We start from the raw sequence: 23630 nt of genomic DNA, 5'->3' as shown, positions 1-23630 counted from the left end.
TACACTGATATAAAAGGCTTTGAGAGGAAGTAAAACGAGGTTTTTTACCAATACTTAACGCTTACCGTACTTATCACTATACTCTATCCAGAAATCTGCGTTTTCGATACCTACTTTTCTAGGATCAAACATTGGATCAAGTCCTAACTTTTTCTGTTCATCGTAGTCTTTTAGAACTTTTAATGCGGTTTTGCTAAGCAGTAGGATAGCAATGAAGTTTAAGTAACACATACTACCGAAGCCAATATCACCAAGTGCCCACATCATGCCGATTGATTGCACACTACCAGCAAAGCAGATGATCAAAAATACAATTTTTAGTATTGGCTTTAATACAGGATAACGCAGCTTGCTATCTAAATAGACAAGAGTAGTTTCAGCAATGTAGTAATAAGCTATCAAGCAGGTAAAAGCAAATAGGAAGATAGCAAGGGCCACAAAGCCACTGCCATACTGGCTAAATACGGTTGATACCGCCGCTTGTGTAAATGCGGTACCAGCGTCCACACCTGGCATGTTTTCAACCAACGTCATGCCCTCTGCCGGAATGACATTGTACATACCTGTAGATAAGATCATCAGTGCGGTCGCAGTACAGACGAGAACGGTGTCAATATAAATCGAAAAGCCCTGCACCAAACCTTGCTTGGCAGGGTGTGATACTTCAGCAGCAGCGGAGCTAAAAGTCGCCTCGCCAGCACCGGCGACGTTGGAGAATACCGCGCGGCGTACGCCCCAAGAAATAGCAGTACCAACGATGCCGCCAAAGACAGCGTCCATTCCAAAGGCGCTCTTGAAGATAAGGGCAAACATGGCAGGTATGTTGGATGCATTAAAGGCTAAGACGATGACCATCATTAAAATATAACCAATCGCCATAAAAGGTACAACAGTACCAGCAAAGCTGGCAATACGTTTTACGCCACCAAATATAATAATGGCCAATAGCGCCACAATGATTATACCAGTCACCGAAGAGGGGATATTAAAAGCGGTCTGAAAGGAGTCAGCGATGGTATTGGCTTGAACGCCAGGAACCAATACGCCATAAGACAGGCAAGTGACGGCAGCAACGACAATGGCAAAAGGCTTCATCTTAAGGCCGCGCTCAATATAAAATGGCGAACCACCACGGTACTGACCATCCACATCGTCTTTGTATACCTGCGCAAGGGTGGATTCAATAAAGGCACTTGCACCGCCCAGCAGCCCCATCACAATCATCCAAAATACGGCTCCAGGTCCGCCAGCTGCGATGGCCGTGGCAACCCCAGCAATGTTACCAACACCAATACGACCCGACAACGCCATACAAAAGGCTTGGAATGAGCTAATACCTCTATTTGAAGTTTGCTTGTCAAATAATAACTTGATCATCTCTTTAAAATAGCGGAACTGTACACCGCGGGTCATAATCGTAAAATAAATACCGACACCGAGTGCCAAATAAACTAACGCATCACTCCAGATATAGCCGACTATGGTGTTAATAATTGCTTCCATGAGCTTACTTCCTTGTAAGTTTGACTAAAGAATTCAATTGTTTTGATATGAAATACAGTCACATTAAGCGCGTTAATATGACCGTACGTGTTGTGAAGCTCTACTAATTGACCACCCAAATAGTCTTAGTCTGTGTGTATTGTTCCAACGCTTCTAGACCGTTATCACGTCCGCCGAATCCTGACTGTTTATAGCCGCCAAATGGCGTTGTGATATCGCCTTCTGAAAAGCCATTGATAGAGACAGTGCCCGCTTTGATGGCTGAAGCGACTCGATACGCGCGCTTGATGTTTTGAGTATAAAATGACGCCGCCAAACCATAGCTAGACTGATTGGCAAGACTAATGGCTTCTTCTTCAGTCTCGAAGCTAGTGACGGCAAGGATGGGACCAAATACCTCTTCATTAAACAAAGTCATGTCGGGACTGACATTGTCAAAAATAGTAGGCTCGACATACCAACCGCTGCCCAATTCTGAATGGATGTTGCCTCCTGCCACAAGCGTTGCGCCTTCATCTTTGGTGGTTTGTAGATAATGACTCACCTTGTCGAAATGTGCTTTTTCGATCATTGGGCCAATGGCAGTGCTTGGATCATAAGGTGAGCCAACTTTCCAGTCTTTTAGACCTTCTTTAAGTTTTTCAAGTAAAGCGGCTTTTTGGCTGCTATGTACGATCAAACGTGATCCGCAGCTACAGTTTTCACTCATGTTCCAAAATGCAGCAGACAAGATGTCGTTGATTGAGGCGTCATCAAGTACAGCGTCATCAAAGACAACTTGCGGGCTCTTGCCGCCGCACTCTAAGACGATTTCCTTTAAGTTGCTTTGTGCCGCGTATTGTAAGAACAGACGTCCGACTTCTGTTGAGCCAGTGAATGACACCATATCCACATCCATATGCTGACCGAGTGCTGCACCGACTTTTTCCCCAAGACCACAGACCAGCTGTAAGGCTTCTTTTGGCACGCCAGCTTCGTAGGCGAGTTCGGTTAAGCGGTAGGCGGATAGGGAGGTCAGCTCAGCGGGTTTGACAATGACGGAGTTGCCTGAGATGAGAGCAGGGGCGACTTTCCAAGCGTACATTTGGGCTGGAAAGTTCCAAGGTAACACCGCACCGACGACGCCAATAGGCTCTTGTACGATGAGAGCTAAAGCGGCGCTGCCAGTTGGAGCGACTTTACCGAAAACCTTATCAGCGGCCTCGGCGTACCATTCAAAAGTCTCAATGGTCGCTGGGATATCGGTATTTAGGCATTCGGTAATGGGTTTGCCCGCATCCACACAATCTAATGCTGCAAGTTCCTCGCTATGTTCGTGCATGAGCGCACACCAGCGCTGCATGATGGCTTTACGCTCAGCTGATGCTAGACGTCGCCATTCACCATTCTCAAAGCTATCGCGTGCGACCTTGACGGTAATGTCAACATCATCGGCGTTACCTGAGGCGATTTGACCGATGACGCTGTTATCAATAGGCGTGTAATTGTCTAAGGTCTCTGTTGATAGATTTTCGGCGGCGATTAAGTGACCCGCCCATAGTTTTTGTTGTTTTGCTTGCTCGAATACTTGTTCTTTAGTGCTCATTTTTCTAATCCTTGTCTGCTAAATTTGATGCCGTCAGTTTAACTACGGCTTCAAATTTAGCATTGGTTATCCTTAACAGTTCTTTTACTAAGCTGAGTGCTATTTAGACAGCAATGCTAAAAACTCTGATTTCTCATCTGCTGGCATGTCCGTGAGTGGTACGCGAACTGAGCCAACATCCATAGTGCCGTTTAAGCATCCCGCTTTGGCCTTTTGGTTGTAGTTGCCAGACTCCATAGAATGAATGGCAGGATAAATCTCACTCATGATTTGCTTGGCTTTATCCCAGTCGCCTTGCTGGGTGGCCTCAAACAGAGCGACTTGTTCGGCTGGAAAGACGTTTGCTGCGCCTGCGATCCAGCTTTTTGCACCCCAAAAGAAGAAGTCAACGGGTTGATCATCACAGCCACAAACCACTTCAAAGTCATCAAAACCAGCTTGTAGCATACGTAACGCGTGGCTAAAGTCGCCGCTACTTTCTTTTACGCCGACGATGTTAGGGTGCTTGGCTAGATGAGCAATCGTGTCAAATTCAATGGCAACGCCGACACGGTCCGGAAAGTTGTACATGATGATTGGCAGCTCGCTGGCATCGGCTACTTTTTCAAAGTGGGCGATGATGCCATCTTGCTCAGGTAAGCTATAAGGGGTGGCAGACAGCATAAGCCCGTCATAACCTAAGGTTTTTGCTTGTGCGGCAAGCTCAATAGAATGATCGGTTGATAAGCTGTTAATACCAGCGATAAGGGTCACTTTATTTTTTGCAGCTTCAGCAATAGTGGTCAATACCAACTCACGCTCAGCATCTGAAAACGTGTAGTATTCACCAGTAGTGCCGCAAGCGACGATACCAGCAACGCCTTTATCGATAAAGGCTTCGACCAGTGCCGTTAGTTTTTGCGCATCAACGTTACCGTTATGGTCAAATGGGGTAACGATTGGGACTAAGATTCCATTAATATTCATAAGTCTTTCCTTGTTAGTAGTGATTTAAATAATGGTGATTCAATATTGAATCGGTTGGTTTTTTGCTTGCTACACGGCAGTCATAAACTGCTTATTTGAAACGGTTAAGTCGATATGGTTTTGGATCTATCACAGGGGGCTCATCAAAATATAGCTCCGCGACCATTCGTGCGCTGACGACAGCTTGCGTTAGGCCCAAATGTTGATGCCCGAAGTTTAAAAACACCTTGTCAATCCTATCTATGATGGGTAGTGAATCCGCTGTTGAAGGTCGAAAACCCATCCAAGGCACACTGTCTGCTGCATTTAATGGTGCTTTTAGCATGGGCTGCGCTTGTTGCAATAACATGTGAGCTCGCCTCATATTTGCTGGCGCGTCAAGTCCTGCATACTCCACAGTGCCAGCCAAACGCAAGCCCTCTTGCATCGGTGTCATAATAAAGCGCCGATCCATACTGGATACGGGTATCTGCAAACGCTGCGGCTCATGCGGTAGCATTAGATGATAGCCACGCTCGGTATCTAACGGTACCGTCACACCAGTGAGTTTCCTCGCCAATGTTTTTGAATGAGCACCGGCAGATAGCATGACCTTAGATGCTGTCATATCGCCTTGACTGGTGGTTAGACGAATACCGTCTGGATGCACGGCTGCATCCAGTACACGGCAATGTTCAATCGTATGACCCCCTAATTGTCTAAAGGTACTGTGAAGCTGTTTCATGACGGATTTTAGATTGGTGATGTGACCGGTATTTGGAAAGAATAACGCCGCCAACTGGTTATCTTGTAAGGCAGGCTCACGCGCCAACAGCTCTTTTTGACTGAGTAACTCATTTGCCACACCAATCTCGTTAAGACGGTTGCCATGTGCGGTTAATAACGACACGCTAACCGGTTTTTCAACCGTTAATAATGAGCCTTCAATATGTACCCAATCGTTTAGTTTCCACTGATTAGCAAAATCCTGCCAAGTTTGAATGCTGCTCTGATTAAGGGCCATTAATGCCTGATGAATGCGCTCAAATGGCTCAGGGCGCATGTTCATGAGCAATTGCATTGCCCAAGGCATTAAGCGCGGTAGATAGCGCCAGTCTATACGTAATGGCCCTGTTGGGTTAAAGAGCATGGCTGGGATATGGCGAAGCATACTTGCATCGGCAATCGGAAAAACCTGCTCGGCAGCGATATGACCGGCGTTACCTAATGATGCGCCTTGACCGACTTTATTGGCGTCGAGTAATGCGACCTTGATGCCTCGCGCTTGTAACGTCACCGCAGTCGCAAGACCGATAATGCCGCTACCAATAATATGAATGTCGAAGTGTGAGGTGCTCATAAGATCTCTCGATAATACTCATGCATAAACATTGGCTGACCAATTTATTGCTATCTGTGGTTTCGCATATGCTTAATAGTTTTTTTAGCAATTGCTTAATAATTACATAACAAGTGTTTAGCAAGAAATGCCCCATTTGAATGGGTCGTCTTCTTGTACAATCAGTGTGGTCTCGGCGCAGACATGGGCATGACCACAGATAGTTGGGTTAATCGTGTGCTCAGGGTAGGCTGTAGACTCTGTATTGTTAAGATCAGTGGCATATTGGTAGCTGCCGGTAAATACGCTGCCAACAATACTTTGTTGGCGCCAGATTTGACTAGGCGCTAAGAGGTCGTCAGCAGCAAGGCAGGCCAGTTTGGCACTGGTGCCGGTACCGCAAGGTGAGCGGTCGTACGCCGCACCTGGGCATAGGACGAAGTTTTTACTATCTGCTTGAGCATCATTGCTATCGGCAAACAGCTCGATATGGTCAATCTCACCGCCGTTTTCGCCAGAGATGTTAGCAGTGATTAATGCTTGCTTAATTTGCATGGTTACTTGAGTCAGTTTTTCGACATTATTTGCTTGAATGTCTTGTCCATGCTCACTGACTAAAAAGAACCAGTTGCCACCCCAAGCGATATCGCCACGGATAAGGTCTAATTCAGGAACTTGAACCTCAACTTGTTTTTTATAACGATAAGAAGGGACGTTTTGGATGCTACAGCTGCCATCATCATGCAAGGTTGTTTTGATTAAACCCACCGGGGTCTCAAACCAATGTGTGCCAGTCGTGATTTTTTGTTGATAAGCCAGCGATGCGACGACACCAATCGTGCCGTGCCCGCACATACCTAAATAACCAGCATTGTTGAAAAAGATAACGCCCGCTGTGGCTTTAGGATCAGTTGCAGGAAGAAGTAGTGCACCGACAAGGACATCATTGCCGCGTGGCTCTAGAATGATACTTTGGCGCAGATGGTCAAAGTTTTGTTTGAAGTAATGCAGTTTTTCTTGCATGGTCTCACCGACCAGTTCAGGAAAGCCGTCATAGACCATACGAGTAGGCTCACCGCCAGTATGTGAGTCGATAATTTTAAAGTTAAATAATGTAGAAGACATGACGGGCACCCTAATTCATCCTTGAGAAAGTTACATTCCATTGTTGTGCAATAGAGCTAATGCAAGCATAGCTTGCAGTCATCAATTAATCCGCAATTGCTAAGGTCTACATATAGAATGGATGTTTTTGGATAAAGCGTCTTGCTGTTTTTTCATGGATAAATGCGCATTTCTGCATAGTGGCTCAGTGTACACTAGTAAGGTTGTAATATATTTTTGGAGTAAATAAGACATGACTTTTTTCATAAATATAGTCAGTGGATGCTGTTATATAAGCTCTGTGTCATAGAATATGAGAGTAATTGCATATAGAGTTTTTTAACGTTTAATATGTGTATTCAGCTTGATAGAACAAGGAAGCGCTATGCTTGATGAAGTAAATGAAAACACTGAACTTGTGATGTCACTACAAGAGAGTATTACGTCTTATTATCCAGAAAGTATGGATGAATTTGTTGGGAATATATCGCTATTGCTGCCTTTGATTGACAATTTCACCAAGATTGTCTTTTTTGTAAAAGATGAGCAGGCGCGTTATCAGCTGGCAAACAGAACGCTGTTAAAACGTTGTCAGTTGAGGCAGCACGAAGATATCGTGGGATTTACCACAGAAGAGGTGTTTTCACATCATCAGGGCAAAGACTATATGGTGCAAGATATGAAGGTATTGCGCGAGGGAAAGTCGATTGTCGACAACTTAGAGCTGCACAGTTATGCGTCTGGTCAATTAGGGTGGTGTATTACCAATAAGCTGCCTATTTATAATAAGAGTCAACAAGTGGTGGCGATGGTTGGGATATCAGTCGATATTGATGAAGATAATGAGCGCGTTTTACGTAAACACGCTCGCTTGGCAGAAGTTGCTCAGTTTGTACGAGCTAACCTCGATCAAAAAATTAATGTGGCTCAGCTAGCGGAACTGGCTAATTTGAGCGTGTCGCAGCTAGAGCGAACGTTTAAGGCAGTGCTCAGTATGTCGCCGCTGCAGTTTGTACAAAAGCTACGCTTGGAGTATGCGGTGAAGTTATTGGCTAATCCTGAAATGTCAGTGACTCAGGTATCGTTGAACTGCGGCTATAGTGATCACAGCGCTTTTAGCCGCCAGTTCAAGCAGTTCACAGGCATATCGCCTACTCAGTTCCGCCACGCGTATTTGACACCAAAAAGTTAACTTAATACCCAACCACTGCTGCATCGACAATACGCGGATCAGAAGCACCATAAATCCCAGTAGGTGTCAGCATAATAGACTGAGTCGAGCCCATAGTGTCTTTGGGGCTGACTTTATGCCCCATAGATTCTAGCTTTTTTACCGTATCGATATTGAGAGCTTTCTCAACACGAATCTCATCAGGCAGCCACTGATCATGGATACGCGGCGCGTGCGTGGCCTCAGCGATATTCATATCGTGGTCGATAACGTTTGAGATGATTTGGGTAACGGTAGTGATGATACGGCTACCACCGGGGCTACCAGTGACGATATAGGGCTTACTGTCTTTAAATACTAAGGTCGGGCTCATAGAAGATAAAGGACGTTTGCCCGCTTCAACGGCGTTTGCCGCGCCGCCGATAAGTCCATAGGCGTTTGGGGTGCCAGGCTTAGCAGAGAAATCATCCATCTCATTGTTGAGCAGTATACCTGTACCTTCGGCGACAAGGCCGGTGCCATAAGAGAAATTGAGCGTATAGGTATTGGCTACTGCGTTACCGGCTTGATCAACGATAGAAAAATGCGTGGTTTGATCGCTCTCATAGGGCAGTGGGTTATTGGCTTTGATACTAGCCGCTGGCGTGGCCTTATTAGGATCGATTAGGCTGCGTAGTTTGTTGGCGTAAGGACGGGCGGTCAGTCCGCTAGTCGGCACATCGACAAAGTCAGAATCGCCTAGATACTCCGCTCGATCGGCATAAGCCAACTGCATCGCCTCGCTCATTAAATGTATCGTTTGCGCGCTATTTTGCCCATAGTCCTTGAGCGGATAGCCTTCTAAGATATTTAGGATTTGCACGATATGAATGCCACCAGAGGACGGCGGCGGCATAGAGACAATCTCATAGCCGCGGTAGTTGCCGGTCACAGGCTCGCGGGCAATGGCCTCATAATCCGCTAAGTCCTGCAAGCTCATAGCGCCGCCAGCCTCGTTTACCGCTTTCACTAATTTAAGCGCTGTTTCCCCTTGATAAAAACCATCTGCGCCTTTATCCGCAATAAGCTGTAGCGAGTGCGCAAGCTCTGGCTGACGCAAACGCTCACCAGGCTGATAGGTACTGCCATCAGGTTTGAAGAATATCTTTTTGGTACTTGGCCACTTTTGTAGCCGCTCTTTTAAAGCCTCCAAAGATTCAGACAAGCCTGCGGTGACGTCAATACCATCAGCTGCCAGCGCTATAGCAGGTGCCATCACTTGCTGGCGCGTCATAGTGCCGTGATCCTCAAGCGCTTTAAGTAGTCCGGCAACGGTACCTGGCACGCCAACCGCTAAGCCGTGATAACGCGACAAATTACTGATCGCATCGCCATTAGCATCCAAATACATATCGCGCGTCGCACGACTAGGCGCTTTTTCGCGATAATCAAGGGCAATGGTCTTATCTTGCTTGGCATCATAAATCATCATAAAACCGCCGCCGCCAATATTACCGGCTCGCGGCAGGGTCACGGCCAAAGCAAAACCTACCGCGACCGCTGCATCAACAGCATTGCCGCCGTCTTTTAGAATTTGTAGCCCTATATCTGAGGCCAGTGCTTCTTGGCTTGCGACCATGCCGTTTTTGGCCCATAACGGATGCTGAATAGCCGCGCCTGAATAGATAGCTTGTTCGGCTTTAGCGGTAGCAGGAGAGGACAAAGCGTTGGGTGCCGCATTTGACTTAGCTACAGTTACGCGCTGAGTTTCAGAGATGAGGGTTGGGTTCTCAGTCATAGCCGCTAAGTTGATAGCGCTAGTATTGATAGCAGTGTTATTCGTCACTACTGGGCGGTTTTCCGCGCTGTGAGCAGATATTGCTAGCAAAAGGGTACTACTCAGAAGTAAAGTAGCCCTATTAAAATTGATTTTTGAAGGTATCATCGTAACGTCCTTTTAACGAGTTAGAGTAGAGACTAGCGAGCAGGTATTTTAGTTAACGATAGAGTTTATATCCTCTCAAAATGAGGACGCGCTCTATAGGAGATAAAAATAACTAAGCCAAGTCATTCGCCTGTAAATATTTAAGCGTACGCTGATGGCCATAGTGCCACTGCGCTTGCATTTGCTGTACAAAGTCGTCGTAATCAGCATGAATGAGATCAATTCGTCCTTGCCGTACATTAAGTCGTTTACGTGCATGTTGACCGGCTAGGGCTTTGCCATTATCAGCGAAGGGCAACCAATGAATCTTATTTTGCTCAATATCGTTAGTACTATTCTTATCGGCCTTAAAGGACAAAACCTCAGCTAATCTTTCATTAGGATCAAAGCCAAAAATACGCTGAATCGCAGGTGCCGCCAGTACTCTATCATAGCCCGCTTTGGTTTCAGCAAATACGCTACTGCCAAACTGAGCTGCCAACTCGATAGGTGTCAAATCTATAACGCCGCCTAAGCTCCAACCCAGCCCTTCGATAAACGTCGGCTGCAGATAGTACATATCTGCCATCGATGCTCTGACCGCTTGCGCAATATCCCAGTCCGTAACAAGATGAAGCGCTTGCATAATACGCATAGGAGCATAGCGATGAGTAGGGCAAGCTAAAGTTTGCTTATCGATACAAGCGCGCAGGTGAGCTGGGGTGAATAACACTTCTTGTAATTTGGCAGCCAGCTGCAGGTTTTTTGCTTGATGCATTTGTTTTAGCGAGTCTTCTGTGGGCACAAGACGGCTAGCAATAATCGCAGTATCAGGAGAAGTATTCATGTCAAGGCTTGGTTGTAGCTGGATCAATTCATCTAGCCAAGTCGTCTCGTCGGCAATCTCAAACATGGCAAAATTATGTAATTCGGCCAACAGCTCGTCATAAGTTTCGCGCTGATGTAATTTTAAAGTCCTAGAAGCGCTTGTTGATAGTCCTAAGCGTTTTAGCCCTTGATAAAAATAGCTAGGTTTTCGTTGTTTTGCGCTTAGCGTAAAATCTTGGCGATGCTGACTGGATTTTACGACGTTATAGAGCGCCTTACTCTCAATTAATAGTTTTAGATCTTCTGGGTCTGGGGCGATATTGACTAAAAGACTGGCTAGACTCCCGCCGCAAGTGGCTAGTATCAAATCAGGCTTTAGGCCGTACTCACACAAAGCAGCGTAACTGCCTAGATAGTAGCCAAAACGGTAGCCACCACCCGAGAATAGCTGCACGCGTTGATAAGGTTTGGACTCAAGTAAGCTATCGTTATTCATTGGAGACTAGTCCACTTTTATCGCCAAAGATACGGTAAAAATACCAAAGCGATCGATGCGCATATCAATCTTTTTAAACCCTGCCTGCGTGACAAGCTGATCCATCTCTGCTTGCGAGCGGCAGCGCATCACCCAGCTACTGCCGCGATGATTGTTTAAGGTTTTGCTGATAAACTCTTGTTCAGGATGCCATGGCTGATTGGTATAAAGCAAATAACCGTTAGGCGCTAAGCTGTCATTTATACCTGCGAGCGCAGTACTGACCAAGGTATTGTCGGAGAATAATTCGAACACCCCTGAAGCGATTGCTACATCGAAGGCGTTTGCGGCACTATTTTTGACATTTGGTAAATTATTGCCTTGATTATCTTTATAGCTGGCATCATCAAAAGCGTCTTTTTGCACCGCATTGACCCGATTATCTAAGCCTAATTTGACTCCCTTATTTGTGATCACTTGCACATTGTGCGCGTCATAATCGCGCATCTCAGCTTGTAGTTGCTCATACTCTGCTAATAAATCAAAAACGTAATAGCCATTACCACTAGCAATATCGAGAATACTTAACGTTGACTCATTATTTTCGGTTTCGCTGTTTATAGTAAGGATTTGCATACGCTGATCCAGTGCCTTTCGTCCAAGCTCTAACAAATGCTGACGGCGTATCCGAATCCCTTGCCAACCGATATTGCTCAGATAAAACTTATCGACCGCTTTGCCAAAAGCATTGCTACCTTTTGGCGCGTTGGCATAGACTTTGTCAAGCGAGCTGCCAGAGTCAAAACCATGCTCTAGGCCGGTAGCGATAGCATCGCTGACATGGCCAAATTTTTGCATAGCAAAGCGGGTCATAGCAAAGCTTGGGTTAAAGGGTTTAAGGGCAAGGCGATCGACTTTATCTTTACTGGCGCTATTGAGGTGAGCGCCGGTTAAATCCACTTTATCAGTGCTGTTCGCGAATAAGCTATCGGCAAAGTCGATACAATCAGCGAAGATATCAGCCTTATTAGTCTCATGAAATATCGCATGAAAGCTATCTGGGTATAGCTGCCAGCGCTTATTAGGCGAGCTTAATTGCTCATAAAACTGACGTTCAGCTTGCTTGTCGACCACATAGTCTTTGCCCGCGCATAGTATAAAAGTTGGCGCGGTAATAGCGCCAGCATCATCAAGCAGACGTTGACCGGTTGCATGAGTGTCAATAAGCAAGTCACTTGATATTGATCCTGAAATCAGTGGGTCTGCATTATAAGCGGCTTGCGCGTCTTTATCATGGGTCAGGACTTGCGCTTTGACATAGCTCGATACTCTGGACATCAAACCAAATTTACGCGCGACTTTAAGAGCCGGAATCGCAAAGGGAATATATAGACGGATGCTGAGCGCCGGCGTGCCAAGGATCATACCGCGAATATTTGGCGCATAATCATGCACCCAAGCCGCGGCTAATACCGCTCCTATACTACTGGCCACGATCACAGTATCTTCTAAGCCAATACCTGTTTGCTGAGTGACTAAGGTCACAAAGTCATTGAGGTCGCGCTCAAGCTCTGTAACGCTATCGGCGTGGTCTTTGATACCGCCTGAGCGCCCATTACCGCGTGCATCCCAAGCAAACACTTGATAACCGGCTTGGACAAAGCGCTCTGCTAACTCTGTTAAACGTCCCGAATGCTCATGACCTCGGTGCAAGAGGATGACTTGCTTTTGCTCGGACTGCTGTTGCTTAGATAGATTAGCCAATTGCGCTAATGGCATGGTTAACCAATAGCGATAATAGAGCGCCGTACCATCGTAAGCATTAAAGCAGCTGTGCTCAGTGATAATACGAGCCGATATATTAGCGGTATTGGCTGATGCTTTGACAGAGTTTTTTTCAGCTTTATGAGTAGGTTCGGTTAGCATATTAGCGCGTCCTTGTGAGCGAATGGTGGAAGAGGCCTCGACAGACTTGGCTATTGGCGGCGGATGATAGTGGTTGAAGTAAAACTTTGCGATAAAAGCGAGGCGATTAAGCGAGGTCTTGATGAGTAATAGCTGATTGAGCAAAAATAAAGGCTTTATATAACCAATACGAGGCTGACGATGAGCCATACAATTAACGCAAGGCTGAGCAAAGGCCATAAAAAACCCAATAGCGCCTAACTCAAAGGCTCGATCGCTTTTACCCAATGGCCCATGATTGGCGCGTTCACCAGTGGTTAGACTGGCGCTAATAGCCACCACTTCCGTTAGCATACTTAAGCTATTAATGAGCTTTAGATGAGTGTGATTGGAGAGTTTGGCGGAAGACAGATCCTGTGGAAGCTGTAAAGCCTTAGGACTAAAATATAGCTTGTTGCCAGTAGTGGTAGGTATATGCGGGGACAAACTCGCTATTAATAAATAGTCTGAGACTATATCACCACCTTCATTGAGCACCGCTCCTAGATTTGAGGCTTGCTGGTGCTCCTTTGCCATCATGCCATCGATGGCGTTTAATGCCATACGCACAAAGAGCGCTACAGGTAATATGAGCCAGATACGCGCATTTCGCTCAGTAGGGTTGTTCGTTAGGGTGTTATTATTCGCTTGCGGCGCTATATTGGCTATAACATAAGCGCTACCAGCACTAAGCACAATAGCGCTAACAGTGACTTGATTGGCACTCACGCCAAAACTTACCAAGGCATCACTGATAGGCCGCAACTGATTTTGAAATTGAGTCTTTAGCTGATATATAGACATAGTCAATAAGGTTCAGATACGAGTGATAAAATGACAACTGACCAATAAGCGCAGATGTAAAAGTACTAACAAATCCTACCACAACCATAAAGCTTTAAGATAAATAAAATCAAACATTAGTTCTAGGGATGATTTAGCCAATTTTTGTATGAACAGAATTAGGGCGTGTCCCTAATGTTTTTTTGAATAAATATCTCCTTTTTTGCGTGATATCCCTTAAACTTGTTGATATGTTGCTCAATCGTAACGTTTCTTGTATCAAGCAACTACAATGGAGCTAAATTAACCGAAGCAAATGGTAGCAACCCTGTATAGCACTAGATAACTTAAAACAAAAAAAGGGATTTTTATGTCAGTTATTCATCACAAGAAATCACCATATTCACTTTCAATGCTAAAGTTGATGCCAATTTCTATGCCGATGGCGCATCCGCAGCGTACCAAACGCAAATGGCTATCGCGCGCCAGTTATACGTTACTATTAGCGAGTAGCGCTGCGGTTATGAGCGGTTGTCAGTCTAATAAGTCGTTAGATAGCTCTAATCACAGCTCCGCTGCGCTCATCGATTTTAGCGTTGTCGACCCTGCGGTTATGCAAGCACAAAGTGAAGCTTTTAATCAAAGCCTACAAGCGCACGACGAGCGTTATGAGCAGCTCTTCGATCAAACCCGCTTCCCTAATAGTGATAGCCAAGCCAAACGTCATTTAATAAGTGCTATTCGTCAACATTTAGCGACTGATCATGTCGCGGTGGCACAGGCTAACTATAATGCCGTGCCTTTTATCGATGCCGATAGTATCGATGCTGGCTCGACAGGGTTACTCAGAACGATTCTTGAAGTCTACGGCCATCGCGAAGCGCAAGAGAATGATGATTACGAAAATCATAGCGATTATGACTATGATAACTATGATAACTACAACGACTATGAAAGCCATAACGAAACCGCTGCAGATGCAGTGAGCGCAGCGGCTGACTTTGAAGTCGCTTATGAAGTGGATGGTTATGAGTATGATAGCGATGGCTACGATATCGATGGTTATGACGAATACGGTTATGATCGCAGCGGCTACGATTATGACGGGTTTGATGAGGAGGGCTATGACAAAGAAGGCTATGATTACTACGGTGAAACCGCAGAGGGTTATAACAATGGCAGCCGCGATACTAGCTTGCGCGCGCGTATAGCCAGTAACAATCCAAAACAGTGGTTGGCAGATTTTGAAGCACTGCAAGCGGCCAAACAAAGCGAGAAGGTTAAACCAACCAACCCTGCAGCCAATCCGGTCAAATCCTCCACTCCTGGCGCTATCAGTATGGTTTTAGATATGCTGCATAAAACCCCCGAGCAAGTCGCAGCTACCAACGCTTATCAGTATAAATATTTGACCTTTAATAGCGTTAGTCAATATCTACCAAAACAGCGCCAGTTTAAGATCGTCTACAGCTACGATTACGCTGCACCTACTATCAGCTCATCGGTGCAGTTGCCGTTAGCTTTAGATTTCAATACCAGTAAAGTCACCTTAGATCCAGCGCTTATCATGCCGCTGGTGGCTTTAGCCAATCCTGAGGATACGCCAACGCAGATGACAGCGCATACGGTGGACTTTGGTTTACCTGAGGCTATCACTTCTCAAGTGCCAACTGCAGTCATCTATGACGCTGCTATCAATGCTATGCAGGCAAGCATGGCAGAGTTGGCGCCCGAACACTTCAGCGCCGTTGATATTCAAGAAGATGAATTTGCAAAACAAGTGGGCGCCGCGCGAGCAGTCAAAGTTAACTTTGGTAGCAAGCAAACCGGCGAGATCATCGGCAAAATGCTCAAATATATGAGCCAGTCGCTACAACAATATGTCGACGCTAATCCTGCTCAGTACCCAGATAACGCCATGCTAAAAAAGGCAATAGATAAAATACAGCTCTACAACAAGGGCTATCAAAGCGCTGATGTCGGTGCCTTATTGCAGCTGGTAGAAGCGATCTCTCCTATCTCCTTTAATCAAGTGAATTACTACTACCTTGATAGCTCAGATGAGTTATTGGCTAAGCAGCAACGGATCAATTTCGGTGGCGACTTGATGGGCTCAAACACGACTGTATTGAACCAAGTACGCTATGATCGCCGCAGCTTTGAGAGTAGTCCATTAACTCCGCTATTGACGCAAACATTTGGCGCAAACTCGCAGCCCGCACTTGATGGCAACGCTTGGCTTGCCGAGCAGCATCAACAAAAACAAAGATTAGAGCAGGCTCGCTACGCACGTTATGACTATGCATATGAAGATGCCTATGAAGATGTTTATGAAGACGCATACGAAAATGGCTATGAAAGTGCTGACGATGACGACGACATGGATAACGCTACTAATAGCGCAGATTAATAAAGGGTATAACTAATTTAAAATTAGTATTAAGCTTTTTAAGGATAAAAAATGAAAACTCAAATCAAGCCAGTAGCGTTATCTGTAGCTACAAATACCATTATGGCTAAGCGCTCGCTAGTCAGTAGCGCCTTGTTGGTCGGTAGTGTAGCGCTAACGGGTTGCCAGTCTATGAGTACCAACCCAAGCAGTGTGACTAATGTTGCCACCAGTCAAAACGCGGCAAAAACAAGCTTAGAGAGCGCTCTAAAAAAACAGCGCCGTAGCTCGTTTAGTTACCATAGCAACATTGAGATCAGCAATGAGCAGCAGTTTACCAATGTAGACCAAACGCAACTAGTCGCCGCAGAGACTGCCGCCAGGTATTGTGAAGAGACCCATGATCAGGCCTATGCAGATTTGATTGTCCAAGCACAAGCGCAAAACTTAGAGCTGTCCGCACCGCAGTATAAGGTACAGCGCAGCGCACTTAAAAACAAATATTTAGCGTGTAGGGACGCTTATCAAGCTTGGCAGGCTAAGAGAGCTGATGACTATTATGATAGCTATGATGACTATGACAGTGACGAGAATGAAGCTATAGTCGAAGTCAGTGAACCGTTAGCTGTCGAAGCGGAAGGGCAAGAGGGCGCCACTATCCTTGAAACCAGTACGATAAAGGGCAATCCTCTTAATGAAAAACAGAATGGAAGTACTTCACAGGCGGTAAGCCCTTATTATCAGCAGCTATTTGATAACTATGAGGATAAATCAACGCCACTCGATATTAAAAAAGCGCAATTGCTTGACGCGTATTTGCTCAAGCCTTTATCCATCAATGCGCAAGGCATTTATCAGCCGCTAGCTGGCAGGTTTACGATGCTGATGAGCGCTCAGTATCATGCGCGTAATAATCGTACTACTATTAGTCAGCCTATCTATGTCGATTTTAAGACCGGTAATATCTATCTATGGGCTGATAACTTTGCACTACTGACCTCTGAATTTGCCGATGATAAGCTTGGCACTCAGTGGCAAAACAAATGGCTACGCTTAGCGCTTGATGACGGTAGCTTGCCCAAAGGCTTCGGTAAGTCAGTGATTAAGGCGCACTTTGAAGCCTTAGACCGCACTTATGAAGCGGCGCCCGAGAGTCAGTTTGACTATATTGCGCCGACGACTTTAGCGACTCTATCGCCCAAACTGCCTACGCCTCAGCTAAATACTATGCAGCAAACGCCGCAAATCATCCGCCGCGTACAAAGTGCTGAGAGCTATGAGCAGTTTTATAAAGATTACGTTAGTATCTTTTATGAGCGGATGACCAATCAGTATCCTGAGCTTATAAAAGAAGCCAAGGCTTATGAGCCAAGCGCTCCTCGCCCTGATGCGACTAAGCTCACTAGCAAAGTACTCGTGCAGCAAGCTTTATCCTTGATGAAAAACGTCACTGATCGACAAGCAGATAGTATCGTCAATGACGTATTCGAAGGCGCAGCGCGTTCTGATAATGAAGCGATGAATAATAAAGTTGCAAACCAGCAGCCAATGATTCAAACGCTATATGGTTTGAGCCCACGCGGGCAGATACAATGGCAGCATCAGCGCAGCCACTATGCAGACTCACAAAAGGCCAATAAAGGGCTGACAATCGATGTTCTGCAGCAATATATGCCTGTCTCCTCAGCTATAGCGTTCCCAAACTTGCCAGCGGATAAACAAACCCCCAATGCTAGTAATAGTATCGATATTAGAGAGTACGGGCGTGAGCTGATGCAGTATTATGAAGAAGGCAATGGTACTGCAATTGGAAAAATGCTCTATAGCACTTTGCCTATGGCCAAGACCATGTACAGTGGAACCGTGGAGCAAGCAGAGTATCAACAGACGAACCTAGAAGCTGTTGAGGAAGAGGTTGCAGAGTAGCGGTTTTGGCTAAACTCTAAGTATAAACTAAACCCCTTGGCGCTATTTAACGATAGCGTCAAGCGGTTATTATATTCAACAAGACCTAAGTCATAAGTCTCATGGTTATAAATTAGCGCCATTGACCTTGATACATCGTTCCTAGGATAGGATTGAGCCCGATCTGATAAGCCAGATCAGCAGGGCGGGCGATGTCCCACAGCACTAAGTCTGCATCGCAGCCGACAGCGATTCTGCCCTTGTTGTTTAATCCTAGTGCCTTGGCCGCATGAACCGTAGCTCCTGCGAGCACCTCTTCTGGCGTTAAGTAAAACAACGTACAGCCCATATTCATCGCGAGCAGCAAAGAAGTTAGGGGTGAGGTGCCAGGGTTGCAATCGGTGGAGATAGCCATTGAAACCTTGTGCTGACGCAAAGTCTCTATCGGTGGCAGCTTAGTATCACGTAACGTATAAAATGCGCCGGGTAATAATACTGCGACGGTGTCGCTTGCGGCCATCTTCTTGATATCGTCCTCTGATAAATGCTCTAAGTGATCACTAGATAGTCCTTGATAATCAGCGACCAGTGCACTCGCGCCAATATTAGAGAGCTGCTCTGAATGCAGCTTGACCGGCAATTCAAGCGCGCGCGCCACTTCAAAAACCTTTCTGATTTGCTCACTACTAAAAGCTATCCCTTCACAAAAGCCATCGACAGCATCGACTAAGCCCTCACGATGCAAGATAGGCAACCACTCACACACTTGCTCGATATATTCATCAGCGCGGTCTTTATACTCTGGAGGCAAGGCGTGGGCGGCAAGATAGCTGGTGCTGACATCGATATGATGTTTTTCGCTAAGCTGACGGGCGACGGTGAGCATTTTACGCTCAGTATCCAAATCTAAACCATAGCCGGACTTGATCTCGATACTAGTCACGCCCTCGCGCATGAGTGCAAGTAGCCGCTTCTCACTTTGCGCGAATAGCTCATCAATACTAGCCGCGCGGGTAGATCTCACTGTTGAGACGATACCGCCGCCTTGCTCGGCGATGTCTTGATAGCTGGCACCATGTAGGCGCGCTTCAAACTCGTTGCTGCGGTTACCGGCATATACCAGATGAGTATGACAATCAACGAGACCTGGCGTTATCCAGTTGCCCTTAGCATCAGTAATCTGCTGGTTTTGATAGCTAGATAAAAAGCTTGATATCTCATCTTGAGCGCCTATCCAAGCAATTTTGCCATTGTTAATACCGATAGCGGCATTTTCTAGCTGACCGTAGGGCATATTATGACTGTTATTATCTGCACTTATACCAAAGCCATACTCAGCCGAAAAAGTCGCGAGATTGGCATTGATAATAAGGCTGTCAAACGATGTCATAGCGTCATCATTATTATTGGTTTGCTTTGTAGAGTTGGTCATAATATGCTCCTGCTTATTTTAGGTGAAAGCTAGCGCGTTTATAGTTTTCAATCGAAACGGGGTAGAGTGCATTTCATGCACTATTTAACTCAGGTTTTATTAAATTATTCAGGTTTTATTAAATTATATAGTTAGTAAGTAGCGCTCAACGATGGTAGATAATAGACGCGCCGCCACCTTACAACTGCGGTTGTCAATATCATAAGTGGGATTAATCTCGGCAATATCTGCTATTTTAACTTTGCCTGAGTCCATGATGAGTTTGACCGCGCGCTCCACAAAACCCAAATTGATACCATAAGCTGCCGGAGCGCTAACACCAGGCACCACGCTTGCTGGCAGGCAATCCATATCAATCGTAAGATAGATAATATCCACTTGCTCGATAAAGTTAGTGATTTGTGACGCTAGCTTTTTCCATTTTTTATGATTACAGTCTTCATCGCTAATGATTTGCACGCCTAAATCATCGGCGCGATCAAATAGGGCAGCAGTGTTTGATAGACGACTGACGCCTATGCAGCAATAATGAAAAGGCTGATTAAAGGCTTGTAGATGCTCAGCAATTTGCCGAAACGGCGTACCAGATGTGGGAGCATTGGCGGCACGAATATCAAGGTGCGCATCGAAATTAATAATACCGATGACTGTCTGAGCTTTTATTTTGTCTTGATCACTCGGCGCTGTTTGCATGGCTTGCCATAGACCCAAAAAGCTACCATAAGCTATGGCGTGACCACCACCAAGACCGATCGCTAGGCTGCCTTGTTTAATCACACTTGTAATGACATCAGCATAGCGCTGCTGCGCCTGCTCCAAGGCTTGCTCGGCAAGTGTGTCATTATCCTTACACTCGATGTCGCCGGCATCAGCCATTAAAGTTGTCAGCTTACCCTCAAAGCTATCTTGAATTTCTTTGATAACAGGGAGACTAGCAAAAGTGCTTTTTAGTAGTGGCGGAGCCGCACGAGCACCAATGCGACCTTGATTGCGGCGCACGCCTTGATCGCAAGCAAAGCCTACTAAGCCAACGCGCTGACCTGCTTTATCAAAATCATAAGGCTGAGCAAGCTGATACCAATAGCGGGCGCGCTGTGTCTCGAATGGCTCAACGCGGCCTGTCCATAGGCTCATATCCGCTTTTGTATGCTGTACCATGATGGTTGGCATGATCGGGCTCCTTTACAATGCTCTATTAATACGAGACGCTGCTAATACATGGCGCTACTTTGATAGATACCAGTCTGCGCGCAAATCTTGCCAGTGGCGCGTGAGCTCACCACTTAATACCAGCTGTTTGGCCGCTTCAATATCAGGCGCAAGATAGCGGTCTTTATCATAAAAGCTCACTTTATCACGCAAGCTGTTATGAGCGGTTTGCAGGGGCTTTGAGGTTTCAAGACCTTGTCGAAAATCGATACCTTGTCCGGCAGCCAGCAGCTCTATACCGACAATGGTCGATGTGTTTTGTACCATCTCATATAGTCGGCGCGCTGCATACGTTGCCATCGATACATGATCTTCTTGGTTAGCAGATGTTGGGATACTATCAACGCTGCCAGGATGGGCGATGGATTTATTCTCAGAAGCCAGCGCTGCGGCAGTGACATGAGCGATCATAAAGCCTGAATTGACTCCAGCGTTCTCAACCAAGAATGGCGGCAAGCCTGCGGATAAAGTCGCATCGATCAGTAGGGCAACTCTGCGCTCTGACATCGAGCCGATCTCAGCGATCGCTAATGCCAAGATATCAGCGGCAAAAGCCACCGGCTCGGCATGGAAATTACCGCCAGAGATTGCCACGGGGCCATCTTCATTATTGAAGATCAGCGGATTATCAGTCACTGCATTGGCTTCGATAAGTAGCGTTTGCCCGGCTTGATTGATAATGTCCAAGCAAGCACCCATCACTTGTGGCTGACAGCGCAGACAGTAGGGATCTTGTACGCGATCATCTTGCTCGCCCGCGTGTGAGGCACGAATCGCGCTGCCTTCGATCAAGCTTCTATGCGCCTGAGCAATCTGAATCTGCCCATGATGACCACGCACTTCATGAATACGCGCATCGAACGGGGCATCTGAACCTTTAGCAGCATCAATGGACATGGAGCCCACGATAGTGGCTGACTCTAGTAAATCACGCGCGTGGAAATAACCACGCAAAGCAAGCGCCGTCGATACTTGCGTACCGTTGATGAGTGCAAGGCCTTCCTTGGCGGCCAGGGTGATTGGCTCAAGACCATGCTGCGCTAGCGCATCAGCAGCTGATACGAGCTTGTCTTTTACAAATACTTGCCCTTCGCCCATAATCGCCAACGTCATGTGCGAGAGCGGCGCTAGATCTCCTGAGGCGCCAACTGAACCTTTAGCCGGAATATATGGGGTAATTTGGTTATTGATTAAGCCAAGTAAGCTGTCGACAACGAGGCGGCGCACGCCTGAGACGCCTTGCGCTAGACTGGCAACTTTCATTACCATAATCAGTCTGACTACATCAGCAGGTAGGGCATCTCCCGTACCGACTGAATGCGAGATGATCAAATTGCGCTGTAGTAGCTCTAATTGATCATCGCTGATTCGGGTTTTAGCCAGTAAGCCAAAGCCGGTGTTAATCCCGTAAGCGCTCTTATCACGCTCAATAATGGTTTTGACATTGTTATGCGAGGCGTCAATATCCGCGTAAGCACTCTCAGGCAAGCTCAATACCACGGGCTGATCGTAAATGTCGCGTAGCATCTCAAAGCTAAGGTGGCGTGGGTGTAGGGTTAGTTGTTTGATGTTGCTCATAAGGGTAATCCTAGGGTTGTAAGCGGTGTTAATGGTATTATTTTTAAGACAAATCGTTATAAGGTTGAGCTATCTAGGTGTTTTTAGGTACTTTAATATTTAATACGTCTCATTTGATGTCAGTGCTATCAACCAATCCAGTTAAGGTAGATGGCCAATTGACCAAAGCCCGCCGCGAGCAAAATACTGAGCACCACGCGCTCAAACCAAATGGTGACCATTTTACCAACAGAGATTGGAATCTCGGTTGCAAGGACACAAGGAATCATGGCGGAGAAAAACAGCACGCTACTAATGGAGATGACCCCTGCGACATAGCGCGTCAGTACATCTGCGTCACTCAGTAGTAGTGCTGGCAAGAACATCTCAGCCAATCCTGCTGACATACCTTTGGCAGCGACCAGCGGGTCTGGTAGGCCGCCAAGCAATGTAAATGGATAAAGCAGTAACCCTAAGGCATCGAACACGGGTGTATATTTTGCTAATAGCAATCCAGTCAAGCCGACCGCAATGATAGAGGGTACAATAGCCGCTGCCATCGTCAGGCCATCACGAAAATTAGACCACAAAATTTGTTTGAGGTCAGTGGCTCGGCGTGAGGTGGACAAACCCAAATCAAAAGCTGCCGCTAGTCGTTTACCTCTTGCGTGATCGAGGGTTGGACGCTCCACCTTATCATCAAACAGACTAATGGGCGGAATCCGAGCAGTAATCGCAGTGACCAAAAAGGTGATGATTAGTGTTGACCAAAAAAAGAGGTTCCAAAATTCCATGATTCCAAGCGTTTTGGCAACAATTACCATAAATGCGGCCGATACCGTCGAAAAGCCAGTGGCGATAATGACGGCTTCACGCGCTGAATACTGTTTTTGCAAATACACACGATTGGTAATGAGCAGACCGATAGAGTAGCTACCGACAAAGGAAGCAACGGCATCAATCGCCGATGATCCCGGCGTTTTCCAAATGGGTTTCATGATGGGCTGCATGAGCACACCAACCATCTCGAGCAGCCCAAAGCCCACCAAAAAGGCTAAAATCAGCGCACCAATGGGTACGATCATACCGACGGGTAGTGCCAGTTTTTCAAATAAAAACGGCAGCATATCGGCTTCCATTATAAAGGAAGGTGCCGCGCCAGAAACATACATCACCGCCAATATCAGACCAATGACTTTAAAACCAGTCATAATCATATGAGTGATATTCTTACGCCACGAGCCATCAAAGATAGGCTTACCCACACCATAAATCATGAGTAGAAACAATAAAAATACCGCAAGGGTATGCTGCTGCGTCACCAAGTAGGTCGCGCCATGATCGAACAATATCGTGCTTTTTTCACCAATGGTAAACGGCACAAAGAACATCACCAGACCGATAGCACTAAAGACAATCAGCTGTATCAGTGCCACAGGCTTTGATAGCAGTTTTTTTGACGATGTCGTTGCATGGTCATCATGCAGATCAGAGGTGGTGTCTTGTTCAATCATATTATCCTCCTTGATAAATAGGCGATTATGTCCTTATGCCTAGC

15 protein-coding genes are annotated in these 23630 nt (G+C 46.2%); 3 read left to right on the top strand and 12 right to left on the bottom strand.

The genetic code is table 11. The features are described 5' to 3' along the window. Positions 1 to 54: 54 nt before the first annotated feature. The 5 genes from I3248_RS04675 to I3248_RS04655 all read right to left on the bottom strand — a co-directional run bounded on the left by I3248_RS04675 (position 55) and on the right by I3248_RS04655 (position 6497). A complete protein-coding gene (locus I3248_RS04675) occupies positions 55 to 1503 on the bottom strand; it encodes an alanine/glycine:cation symporter family protein (protein WP_238062717.1) in 1449 nt (482 codons plus the stop codon). Positions 1504 to 1606: 103 nt separating this feature from the next. Continuing rightward, a complete protein-coding gene (locus tag I3248_RS04670) occupies positions 1607 to 3088 on the bottom strand; it encodes an aldehyde dehydrogenase (RefSeq protein WP_238062716.1) in 1482 nt (493 codons plus the stop codon). Positions 3089 to 3187: 99 nt separating this feature from the next. Next, on the bottom strand, positions 3188 to 4054 hold the full coding sequence (gene dapA / locus I3248_RS04665; protein WP_238062715.1) for a 4-hydroxy-tetrahydrodipicolinate synthase: 867 nt from the start codon (positions 4052 to 4054) through the stop codon (positions 3188 to 3190). A gap of 91 nt (positions 4055 to 4145) precedes the next feature. Beyond that, a complete protein-coding gene (locus I3248_RS04660; RefSeq protein ID WP_238062714.1) occupies positions 4146 to 5393 on the bottom strand; it encodes an FAD-dependent oxidoreductase in 1248 nt (415 codons plus the stop codon). Positions 5394 to 5510: 117 nt separating this feature from the next. Then, positions 5511 to 6497, bottom strand: a complete 987-nt coding sequence (locus tag I3248_RS04655) for a proline racemase family protein (protein WP_238062713.1) — start codon at positions 6495 to 6497, stop codon at positions 5511 to 5513. A gap of 364 nt (positions 6498 to 6861) precedes the next feature. Here I3248_RS04655 and I3248_RS04650 point away from each other — a divergent pair, with 364 nt between their 5' ends. Beyond that, positions 6862 to 7668 (top strand): AraC family transcriptional regulator, encoded by an 807-nt coding sequence (locus I3248_RS04650; RefSeq protein ID WP_238062712.1) that lies wholly within the window; start codon positions 6862 to 6864, stop codon positions 7666 to 7668. 1 nt (position 7669) lies between these two features. Here the strand turns inward: I3248_RS04650 and ggt are convergent, their stop codons facing one another. From ggt to I3248_RS04635, 3 genes are all read right to left on the bottom strand, one after another. Beyond that, positions 7670 to 9571 (bottom strand): gamma-glutamyltransferase, encoded by a 1902-nt coding sequence (gene ggt / locus I3248_RS04645; RefSeq protein WP_346268419.1) that lies wholly within the window; start codon positions 9569 to 9571, stop codon positions 7670 to 7672. A gap of 112 nt (positions 9572 to 9683) precedes the next feature. Next, positions 9684 to 10874 carry a patatin-like phospholipase family protein gene (locus I3248_RS04640; protein ID WP_238062710.1) on the bottom strand — a complete coding sequence of 397 codons (1191 nt, stop codon included), beginning with the start codon at positions 10872 to 10874 and terminating at the stop codon, positions 9684 to 9686. 6 nt (positions 10875 to 10880) lie between these two features. Then, positions 10881 to 13526 (bottom strand): alpha/beta fold hydrolase, encoded by a 2646-nt coding sequence (locus I3248_RS04635; protein ID WP_238062709.1) that lies wholly within the window; start codon positions 13524 to 13526, stop codon positions 10881 to 10883. 478 nt (positions 13527 to 14004) lie between these two features. Between I3248_RS04635 and I3248_RS04630 the strand changes: the two genes are divergently transcribed. Then, complete coding sequence (locus I3248_RS04630; RefSeq protein ID WP_238062708.1) at positions 14005 to 15990, top strand: hypothetical protein; 1986 nt, start codon at positions 14005 to 14007, stop codon at positions 15988 to 15990. 51 nt (positions 15991 to 16041) lie between these two features. Beyond that, positions 16042 to 17895 carry a hypothetical protein gene (locus tag I3248_RS04625; RefSeq protein ID WP_238062707.1) on the top strand — a complete coding sequence of 618 codons (1854 nt, stop codon included), beginning with the start codon at positions 16042 to 16044 and terminating at the stop codon, positions 17893 to 17895. Between the two features lie 112 nt (positions 17896 to 18007). On the opposite strand, the gene hutI is transcribed toward I3248_RS04625, so the two are convergent. The 4 genes from hutI to I3248_RS04605 form a co-directional block, all read right to left on the bottom strand. Further along, positions 18008 to 19306 (bottom strand): imidazolonepropionase, encoded by a 1299-nt coding sequence (gene hutI, locus I3248_RS04620; protein WP_238062706.1) that lies wholly within the window; start codon positions 19304 to 19306, stop codon positions 18008 to 18010. Positions 19307 to 19429: 123 nt separating this feature from the next. Then, entirely contained in the window at positions 19430 to 20476 is a 1047-nt protein-coding gene (gene hutG / locus I3248_RS04615; protein WP_238062705.1) for a formimidoylglutamase, read from the bottom strand. A gap of 54 nt (positions 20477 to 20530) precedes the next feature. Continuing rightward, complete coding sequence (gene hutH / locus I3248_RS04610; protein ID WP_238062704.1) at positions 20531 to 22093, bottom strand: histidine ammonia-lyase; 1563 nt, start codon at positions 22091 to 22093, stop codon at positions 20531 to 20533. A 128-nt stretch (positions 22094 to 22221) separates the two neighbouring features. Then, positions 22222 to 23586: a YjiH family protein gene (locus I3248_RS04605; RefSeq protein ID WP_238062703.1), complete on the bottom strand. Its 1365-nt coding sequence runs from the start codon at positions 23584 to 23586 to the stop codon at positions 22222 to 22224. Positions 23587 to 23630 lie beyond the last annotated feature (44 nt).

Source organism: Psychrobacter sp. Ps3 (assembly GCF_022129275.1).
In the GTDB taxonomy this organism is placed as follows: Bacteria; Pseudomonadota; Gammaproteobacteria; order Pseudomonadales; family Moraxellaceae; genus Psychrobacter; species Psychrobacter submarinus.
This window is presented reverse-complemented; position numbering and strand designations above follow the sequence as displayed.